The 8,847-nt window shown below is 66.8% G+C and carries 7 protein-coding genes; 4 read left to right on the forward strand and 3 right to left on the reverse strand.

Annotation, left to right across the window (positions count from 1 at the left end; all coding sequences use genetic code 11):
- Positions 1–66: 66 nt before the first annotated feature.
- Positions 67–1,128, reverse strand: coding sequence for a transglycosylase SLT domain-containing protein (locus ACOJTD_RS08235; protein ID WP_420132430.1), 1,062 nt, complete (start codon positions 1,126–1,128; stop codon positions 67–69).
- A gap of 86 nt (positions 1,129–1,214) precedes the next feature.
- Between ACOJTD_RS08235 and ACOJTD_RS08240 the strand changes: the two genes are divergently transcribed.
- Positions 1,215–2,141, forward strand: a complete 927-nt coding sequence (locus ACOJTD_RS08240; RefSeq protein ID WP_420132431.1) for a glycine reductase — start codon at positions 1,215–1,217, stop codon at positions 2,139–2,141.
- A gap of 163 nt (positions 2,142–2,304) precedes the next feature.
- Here the strand turns inward: ACOJTD_RS08240 and ACOJTD_RS08245 are convergent, their stop codons facing one another.
- Positions 2,305–3,318, reverse strand: a complete 1,014-nt coding sequence (locus ACOJTD_RS08245) for a carbon-nitrogen hydrolase family protein (RefSeq protein ID WP_420132437.1) — start codon at positions 3,316–3,318, stop codon at positions 2,305–2,307.
- 142 nt (positions 3,319–3,460) lie between these two features.
- Here ACOJTD_RS08245 and ACOJTD_RS08250 point away from each other — a divergent pair, with 142 nt between their 5' ends.
- The 3 genes from ACOJTD_RS08250 to ACOJTD_RS08260 all read left to right on the forward strand — a co-directional run bounded on the left by ACOJTD_RS08250 (position 3,461) and on the right by ACOJTD_RS08260 (position 6,988).
- Positions 3,461–4,411: a helix-turn-helix domain-containing protein gene (locus tag ACOJTD_RS08250; protein ID WP_420132432.1), complete on the forward strand. Its 951-nt coding sequence runs from the start codon at positions 3,461–3,463 to the stop codon at positions 4,409–4,411.
- 105 nt (positions 4,412–4,516) lie between these two features.
- Positions 4,517–4,858, forward strand: coding sequence for a PilZ domain-containing protein (locus ACOJTD_RS08255; RefSeq protein WP_420132433.1), 342 nt, complete (start codon positions 4,517–4,519; stop codon positions 4,856–4,858).
- A gap of 387 nt (positions 4,859–5,245) precedes the next feature.
- The gene (locus tag ACOJTD_RS08260; protein WP_420132434.1) at positions 5,246–6,988 is read left to right on the forward strand and encodes a glycosyltransferase family 39 protein; all 1,743 of its coding nucleotides are present in this window, start codon (positions 5,246–5,248) and stop codon (positions 6,986–6,988) included.
- Between the two features lie 404 nt (positions 6,989–7,392).
- Here the strand turns inward: ACOJTD_RS08260 and ACOJTD_RS08265 are convergent.
- A partial coding sequence (locus tag ACOJTD_RS08265) for an AAA family ATPase (RefSeq protein WP_420132435.1) occupies positions 7,393–8,847 on the reverse strand: 1,455 nt, incomplete at its 5' end.

The raw sequence follows: 8,847 nt of genomic DNA on the forward strand, positions 1-8,847 counted from the left end.
CTTAGCGGCGGCTCGCCGCGCCGTCGAACGACGGGGCGCATGAGCGGATCGCATGTCTCTCCGCGGTCAGCCGCGATTGCGCAGCACCAGGCAGGCGCTGCCGGCCTTGCGGATGCGCGCACACAGTTCGTTCGCCTCGGGCCGAGTCTCGGCGCCGATCCGCACCTGATAGAACGGCCGCGTGCCTCGGCTGCGGAATACCGAGCTCGACAGGCTCGGATCGTGCTCGCCGATCACCGCGCTCAGCCGTGACATCGCCCTTGCATACTGTGCCAACGCGCGGTCGCGATTGAAGCCGGCGGCGAGTTGCACGCCCCACGGCCGATCGGCGCCGAGCTTCACCCGCTGTTCGAGCTGAGCCACGAACGGATTTGGCGCACGGCGCAGCAGCGACATCAGCGTGCGGCAATCGGTGTTGGCTTTGGTGTCGGGCTGCTTGGCGTTGCGGCCGGCGGCCGCCCAATCGTCGACCGTCGTGCCGGTGATGGCGTAGACATAGGCGCGGGTCTGCTGCGGCATCGGCCCGGTACCCGCGAGCCATTCCTGCACCCGGCGCGGGCCGGCATTGTAGGCCGCTGCCGCAAGACCGAGATTGCCGAACTGGCCGCGCAGCTCGTTCAGGAACTCCGCCGATTTCGGCAGCGCCTGCACCGGGTCGAACGGATCGAGCAGGCTGCGCTCGCTCGCGGTGCCGGGCATGAATTGCGCGATGCCCTGCGCCCGCTTGCCGCTGCGCGTCACCGGCCCGACCGCGTCGGCCTGAAACCGGCTCTCCTGCCAGATCACCCGCGCGAAAAACTCCAGCGGCAGATCGTGCGCCCTGGCGGCGGACTCGATCATAAGACAGATCGACTCGCGGGTGTCGCGATCGGCCGGCTTTTCCGGCTCCTGGTTGGCGGCGTCTAACGGCTTGTCGACAGGCTGATCCGTCCCGGCGGGCTTGCCCGCTTCCGCAGGTGGCGTCGCGGCCGGCGGCGCATCAGGCTGTTTGGTCGGCGCGGATTCAGCCGCAGGCGCATCGGCCGGCTTGGCGGGCACCGCATCCTCGGCATGAGCGAACGAGATCGCGGCCGTCGCGACGATCACGGCAAAGCTCAACCATCGACGCCGGATTGAGGGCACGATCATGCTGCGGCTCGCGTCGCCGCGCGTGTTCTTGACAAGGCCGGGCCGCAGCGGTGCAATCTCTCATCCCCTTCAGCGCAGATGCTATCATGGCCGACCAGCCCGACACGACCTTTGCCGCCGACGACGATGTGCCGATCGCCTATATGGCGCGAACGCGGGCTTATTATCAGGCGATCGGCTACGACGCGCCATATCGCTGGGCGCATCACGTCGGCGCGCCGTTCCAGCCGTTGCTGAAGCCGCTGACGCAGTCGCGCGTCGCACTGATCACCACCGCGGCGCCCTACGATCCGGCGAAGGGCGATCAGGGCCCCGGCGCACCTTACAATGGCGGTGCCAAGTTTTACCAAGTCTATGCCGGCGATACCGCGTCCGATCACGATCTGCGCATCTCCCATATCGCCTACGACCGCGTCCACACCACCGCGACCGACAGCGGCACGTGGTTCCCGCTGCCGCAGTTGCGGCGGCTGGCGAGCGAAGGCCGCTTCGAACTGGCGCCGAACTTCTTCGGCGCGCCGACCAACCGCAGCCATCGCGTCACGATCGACACCGACGCTCCCGAGATCATCGCGCGCTGCCGGGCCGATAACGTCGATGCCGCGGTGTTGGTGCCGAATTGCCCGGTCTGCCATCAGACTGTGGCATTGGTGGCGCGGCATCTCGAAGCAAGCGGCATCGCCACCGTGATCATGGGCTGTGCCAAAGACATCGTCGAGCACGCCGCCGTGCCGCGGTTCCTGTTCAGCGACTTCCCGCTCGGCAACTCCGCCGGCAAGCCGCACGACCGAGCTTCGCTGGCATTCACGCTCGAACTCGCGCTACGCCTGCTGGAAACCGCACCAACGGCGCAGACCACGGTGCAATCGCCGCTGCGTTGGAGCGACGATCCATCCTGGAAACGCGACTACAACAACGTCGCCAATCTCAGCGCCGAAGAACTCGCCCGCCGCCGCGCCGAGTTCGACGCACAAAAACAACGCGCCCGCGAAGTGCGCGAGAGCTCGGAGTAGAACAACAACCTATCCCCATCATTGCGAGGAGCGCAGCGACGAAGCAATCCAGCTTCACGCGTGTGGCATGGATTGCTTCGCCTTCGGCTCGCAATGACGAGACGACCGCTGAGTTAGAGCAGCTCGGCTGTCAGCGATGCGGCCGAGCCCCTGCTTGCGACGATCACGACGCCGCTGGCTCGGTCTCCGCCGGCTCTCCATCCACCGGCAGCGCGAAGTGTTCGACGCGGCGCGCAGGCTTGCGGTTGAGCAGCAGGCGCGTCACGTCCGGCCGCGAATAGTGACCGGCGGGATCGGCGGCGTTCTTGGCGATGCCGATCATGCCAAGATCGATGTCGGCGTACAGCAGCCCTTCCTGATCCGGCGGCAGCTTCTCTGCAAGCATGCTGCCGTCCGGCCCGAAGATCGTCGCGTGGCCGCCACCGGCCTTGAGCAGCGCGTGCTTGCTGTCGCTGTCGCACATCTCGTCGATCATCGCCTGCGAGACGGTGGCGCACGGTCCGAGCACGAAGCAGGAGCCCTCCACCGCATAGACCCGCGATGCGGCGTTGTTGACTTCCCACCCGAGCGCCGGCGCGAATGGATCGTAGAGCGAAAAGCTCGGCCACGCAGCGACGTGCACCTGCTCGTTCTGGGAATACATCGCGTATTTCGACAGCGGCTGCAGATGCTCCCAGCAGCACAACGCGCCGAGCCGCCCGATATCCGGCCGGTCGAACACCGCAAGATCGCTGCCGTCGCCCTCGCCGTAAACCGTGCGCTCCGCATGGGTCGGACGCAGCTTTCGGCGTTTCGCGACGGTCTCGCCGTCCGGCCCGAGGATCCATTGTGCGATGTAGAGGCTGCCGCCGTCGCGCTCCGACAGGCCGAGCACCGCGGTCAACCCCGCGCGCTTCACCGCGGCCCGCAGCTTGTCGGCCTGCGGCGAGTCGTAGCTCAGCGAATTATCGAAGTAGCGCTGCACGAAGCCGCGTCCGATCGCCCAGGCCGGCGAGTCCAGCCAGATGTACCAGGGATAGCCGGGGATGAAGACTTCCGGGAACGCGATCAGTTTCGCGCCATTGGCTGCCGCTTCCTCGATCAGCGCAATCGTCTTGTCGACGGTCGCATCGAGATCAAGCCAGACCGGCGCGGCCTGGACGACTGCTACTTTGTATTTCGGGTGCTGAATTCCCACTGCAACCTCCTGCATTGCACAGTTGATCATCGAATTTGATCCGTGCATCTTATTGAGGCTCAGGCGACGATACTCGTTCGGGACGGCAGGAAAACTCGACTCCGTTTGCGGTGCGGGCGAGTCAGCTCAGGGAGAGATGAGGATGCCGACCCGGTTCTCGGCCGACGATGCGCCGCCTCACAAGCGGCTAGCGCTATGGCAGGACATCATCTGCGACGTCTATGTGCAGCTCGATTGCAGCTCAGATCTCGGTAGTTCGTTTCACGGTTCGGTGTCGAGCGGCGCGCTCGGTCACGCGCTGTGCTCGACGGTGTCCTCCTGTGCGCAGCGTGTCGCCCGCACGCCGGCGCGGATTGCCCGCGCGCAGCAAGCGTCGGTGCTGTTCGCGCTCGGTACCAAGGGGCACGGCGGTGTGACGCAGGACGGCCGCGAGGCGGTGATCCGCCCGGGCGAATTCGCGTTTTACGACACGACACGCCCCTACGAGCTGCAGTTCGACGGCGACTTCTCGCAGCGCATCCTGCAGGTGCCGCGCGAGCTGATCGCGCGTCGGGTCCGGACGGAGGACTTGACCGCAACGACCTTCACCTCCGAGCGCCCGCTCGACAAACTCGCTTACGATTTCATCGCGTCGATATGCGAGCTCGCCGACCGGGTCGACGCTGATACGGCGAACCGGCTGACCGAGCAGGCAGTCGATCTGGTGGCGATGGCGATCGCCGACCGTCTCGACGGCGCGCGGCCTGCAACCTCGCACCGCGCCGCGATGCTGTACCGCCTCAAGGCCCACATCCAGAGCCGGCTGCACGATCCGCAGCTGTCGGTGGCGGGCGTGGCTGCGGCGCTCGGCATTTCGCCGCGCTATGTCAGCGATCTGTTCGCCGCCGACGCCACCTCGTTCCAGCGTTACGTGCTGGCGCAGCGGCTTGAGCGCTGCGCGCGCGACCTCGCCGCGCCGCGTCAGGCCGGCCGCCAGATCGGCGAGATCGCGTTCGCCTGGGGCTTCAACGACCTGTCGCATTTCGGCCGGGTGTTCCGCGAACGCTTCGGCGTCTCGCCACGCGACTACCGCCACGGCCGGCCGACGCATTAGTCGCGTCGGCGGTCCCGTTGCGTCCCGATTCAGGTTAATGCGGGGAAAGACTTTCGCCCGAATGTTGTCCGCTTACACTCCGCGCGCGAGGCACGGAGAGGCACCATGGACGATCGGCGGAGGACGCAGCGGGAGAAGGTGGTCTATGGCGGCAGCGCCCTGGTCAGCGACCGCGGCGCGACGCGTGACTGCGTCGTCCGAAACCTCTCGGAGACCGGCGCCACGATCGAGTTCGGAAGCGCAGCCGGCCTCCCCGAGCAGATCGCACTGACGATCCCGCGCAAGGCGCGCACCTATCCGTCGACCGTGGTCTGGCGGCGCGGCAATAAAGCCGGACTGGCGTTCAGGACCGGCGACAATTGCGAACTCGCCGAGCAACTTCGCAAGAGCGAAAAGAAGAAGCGCGAGCTGCAACGCAAGATCAAGATTCTGCTCGGCGAGGGGTAAGGGCGGCGCGTTGCCGCGGCCGCTTTTGTCCCCGGCAAGTCGCCTTTCCGGCAATTGCCTCGACGTCCGGATGCACTAAAACGTCGGTCCTGATACCACGATCCGGCCCGCGGCTGCGTCGCCGGTGTGCAGAGGACGACGGCCATCAAGCGCAAGCAGCCCAAGACCCGGCGGCCGAAGAAGAAGCACGGCAAGCCGCAGCCGGCAGCCGCCAAGCCTGTTGCGGCCGAGGCGGCTGCTGAAGCTGCCGAGCCCGGCGCTGCGCCCTCGCCCCCTCCGGCGCAAACGCCAACTGCTGCACGTGGTGAAACAGCTCCGGTCGCCGCAAGGCGGCCCACCCCGCCGCCACCCCGCCCCGCACCGGCGCCGAAGGCGCCGACAAAGCCCATGCAGCGGCCGGCGCCGTCCGCCTCCGCGCGACCAATCGAGCCCAAGCCAATCGTCGCGCCAGGGCTGGTGCTGCGCGCTTGCGATGCCGTGCTCTATATCCTGCGCAACGAACCGCGGCGGATGCTGCTGTGGATCCTCGGCATTTATGGTGGGCTGTGGCTGGTCGCGGGGTTCAGCTTCCCGAGCCTGCCGGCCGTCGGCTACGAAATGGCGCTGCGCGGCCATGAATGGCCGACCGGGCCGTGGAGCGATCCGCCGCTGGCGCCGTGGCTGACGCAGCTCGCCGCACTCCTGACCGGCGGCTGGACCGGCTCGCAGATCCTGTTGTCGGTCGGCTCGGCGCTGCTGACGCTGCTGCTGCTGTGGCGGCTCGGCGCGGCAATGCTCGGCCGCAGCGGTGCCACGCTGGCGGTGGCGCTCACCATCATGATCGGCTGCTTCGGCGCTGAAGTGCTGGGCTTCGATCCCGCCATCACGGCGCTGCCGCTGAGCGTCGGGGCCGTCGCGCTGTATCGACGCGCCGTACTCGGCACGACACGAGCGCCTTGGATCGCGCTCGGTTTGGTCTGCGGCCTGCTCGGCAATGCCGAGCACGCCGGCTTCGCCCTGATGCTGGTGCTGGCCGGCCATCTCGTGCTGACGCCGGAGGGCCGCCGGCATCTGCTCACGCCGGGGCCGGTGCTTGGCATTGCGCTCGCCGTAGGGGTGCTGACTCCGCATCTGCTGTGGCTGGCGCAGGCTGACGCCGCGCCGCACGGCATCGGCGCGCGGATGGTCGCCGCGTTCGATTTCCTGCTGGGCCAGATCGGCCTGCACCTTGGTCTGATCGTTCTCGCCGTGCTCGCAGCCCTGCCCCGCCTTCCGTTGCAAGGTGCGCCTGCCGAGCTGAGCTTCGAGCGCCCAAGCGGCTTCGATCGCTCGTTGATCCTCGCGAGCGCCTTCGGGCCGTCGCTGCTGATCGCACTCGGCAGCATGGCCGGCTGGTTCGGCATTGGCGCGACCACCGGCAGCGCCGTTGCAGCGTTGTCAGGCTTGGCTCTTTTGATGCTGCTGCCGCCCAGTTTCGGGCTCCGTGCCCCGCGGCTCGCGGTGGTGGTATGGCTTCTTGTTCTGGTCGGTGCGCCATTCGTCGCGATCGGCTCGATCTACAGCCGCGCCTATGGCAACGGCCCGCTGCCGACCGAACTCTATCCGGCGCGCGCGCTGTCGAACGCCATGCAGGCGGTGTGGAAGAGCCGGACCACCAAGCCGCTCGACATCGTCACCGGCAGTGCCCGGCAGGCCGGGTTCGTCGCGCTGTATGCGGCGCCGCGCCCGTCGGTGTTCATCGATGCGGATTTCCGCAAGAGCCCCTGGATCACGGCGCAGCGGCTGAAACAGTCCGGCACGCTGGTGGTGTGGACCACCGACGAATTCCCCCGCACCGACGAGCTGCCGCCGCCCTACCGCGCCGCGCTCGGCGACGTCACCCCAGTGTTCGGCACGATGGTGCTACCGCTCGGCCGCGGCAAACTGAAAGCCTATGGCTGGGCGATGATCCCACCGGCGGGCGAGACCGTGCAGCCAACACCAGTGCCTGCACCGCCACCGGTTGCGCAGCCACCTGCCGTCCCCCCGCCTGGGACAGCAGCGCCCGCACCGGTGCTACCCGCTGCGCCCGTGGACACGCAGCAGCCCGCGTCATCAAAGCCGGCACCCGCGGGGCCTCGATCACCCCTACCGCCAGCAACAGCTAACTAACAACCAATCTTGTTGCTCGACTATCCCTCTACGTCATTGCAAGGCGGAGCGCGCAGCCTAGCTGGCCCAACACAGAGCAGTCTCTGCCGTGTCCCGGACAAGGTGCCGTGCGTAGCGCGGCGCCGCAGATCCGGGACCCCGGTTCGACGCAGGCAAGACCTCGAGGCGCCGACATGTGGCGAACCTGATCAAAACCGGGGCCCCGGATCTGCGGCGCATCCGCCGCGAGCGGCGGCTGCGCCTTGTCCGGGGCACGGGATTGGCGTGACGACGCGTTGAAGATATCCGGCCTATCTGTCGACCCGCGTGGACTTGGCGCGCAACGAAGTCACCGAACAATCGACCAACAAAAAGGCCGGCTATCGCTCGCCGGCCTTTCCTAACTCATCTCTCGCCTGCCGCGATCAGGCCTCTTCGACCCGATCCTTGGCGCGGGGCTTGGCCTTGCGGGAGGCGCCGCGCTTTTTGGCGCCCGGCAGATCCTCCGGCTTCGGCGTGACCGGGCCGTCGAGGAATTCGAAGGCGATCTTTTCCAGCTCGACGCCGGCAACCGCTTCGTCCTTGACCAGCACGACCTTGACGTGGCCGCCGCCCTTGAGTTGACCGAACAACACCTCGTCGGCAAGCGGCTTCTTGATGTGCTCCTGGATCACGCGGGCCATCGGCCGCGCGCCCATCTGCTCGTCGTAGCCGTGCTGTACCAGCCAGGCCTTGGCCTCGTCGGTCAGCTCGATCGTGACATCGCGATCGGCGAGCTGCGCCTCAAGCTGCAACACGAACTTCTCCACCACCATGCCGATGACGTCGGCATTGAGATGCGCGAACGACACGATCGCATCGAGACGATTGCGGAATTCCGGCGCGAACTGCCGGTTTATCGCCTCGTGGTCGTCGCCTTCCCGCTTGTTGCGGGTGAAGCCGAACGCCTGCTTGGCGAGATCGGCCGCGCCCGCATTGGTGGTCATGATCAGGATCACGTTACGGAAGTTGACCTGCTTGCCGTTGTGATCGGTGAGCCGGCCGTGATCCATGATCTGCAGCAGTACGTTGTACAGATCCGGGTGCGCCTTCTCGATTTCGTCGAGCAGCACTACGCAATGCGGATGCTGATCGACGCCGTCGGTCAGCAGACCACCCTGGTCGAAGCCGACATAGCCGGGAGGCGCGCCGATCAGGCGCGACACCGTATGCCGTTCCATATACTCCGACATGTCGAAGCGCAGCAGCTCGACACCGAGCGTCGAAGCGAGCTGCTTCGCAACTTCGGTCTTGCCGACGCCGGTCGGGCCCGAGAACAGGTAGCAGCCGATCGGCTTCTCCGGCTCGCGCAAGCCGGCACGCGCCAGCTTGATCGAGGCCGACAGCGATTCGATCGCCTTGTCCTGACCGAACACCACGCGCTTCAGGGTCGTTTCGAGATGCTTGAGCACCTCGGCGTCGTCCTTCGATACGCTCTTCGGCGGGATCCGCGCCATGGTAGCGACGGTGGCTTCGATCTCCTTGATGCCGATCGTCTTCTTGCGCTTGTTCTCGGCGAGCAGCATCTGCGCCGCGCCCGACTCGTCGATCACATCGATCGCCTTGTCCGGGAGCTTGCGGTCGTGGATGTAGCGCGACGACAGTTCGACGGCCGACTCGATCGCCTCGTTGGTGTACTTCAGCTTGTGATAGTCCTCGAAGTACGGCTTGAGGCCCTTGAGGATCGCGATCGCGTCCTCGACGGTCGGCTCGTTGACGTCGATCTTCTGGAAGCGCCGCACCAGCGCGCGGTCCTTTTCGAAGTGCTGGCGATACTCCTTGTAGGTCGTCGAGCCCATGCAGCGGATACTGCCCGAAGCCAGTGCAGGCTTGAGCAAATT

It is taken from the genome of Rhodopseudomonas sp. (assembly GCF_048594845.1).
In the GTDB taxonomy this organism is placed as follows: domain Bacteria; phylum Pseudomonadota; class Alphaproteobacteria; order Rhizobiales; family Xanthobacteraceae; genus Rhodopseudomonas.

Excerpts from the sequence above, each read along its gene's own strand:
- ACOJTD_RS08235 (WP_420132430.1), bottom strand. The coding sequence starts at position 1,128 with ATGATCGTGCCCTCAATCCGGCGTCGATGGTTGAGCTTTGCCGTGATC.
- ACOJTD_RS08240 (WP_420132431.1), top strand. The coding sequence starts at position 1,215 with ATGGCCGACCAGCCCGACACGACCTTTGCCGCCGACGACGATGTGCCG.
- ACOJTD_RS08250 (WP_420132432.1), top strand. The coding sequence starts at position 3,461 with ATGCCGACCCGGTTCTCGGCCGACGATGCGCCGCCTCACAAGCGGCTA.
- ACOJTD_RS08255 (WP_420132433.1), top strand. The coding sequence starts at position 4,517 with ATGGACGATCGGCGGAGGACGCAGCGGGAGAAGGTGGTCTATGGCGGC.
- ACOJTD_RS08260 (WP_420132434.1), top strand. The coding sequence starts at position 5,246 with ATGCAGCGGCCGGCGCCGTCCGCCTCCGCGCGACCAATCGAGCCCAAG.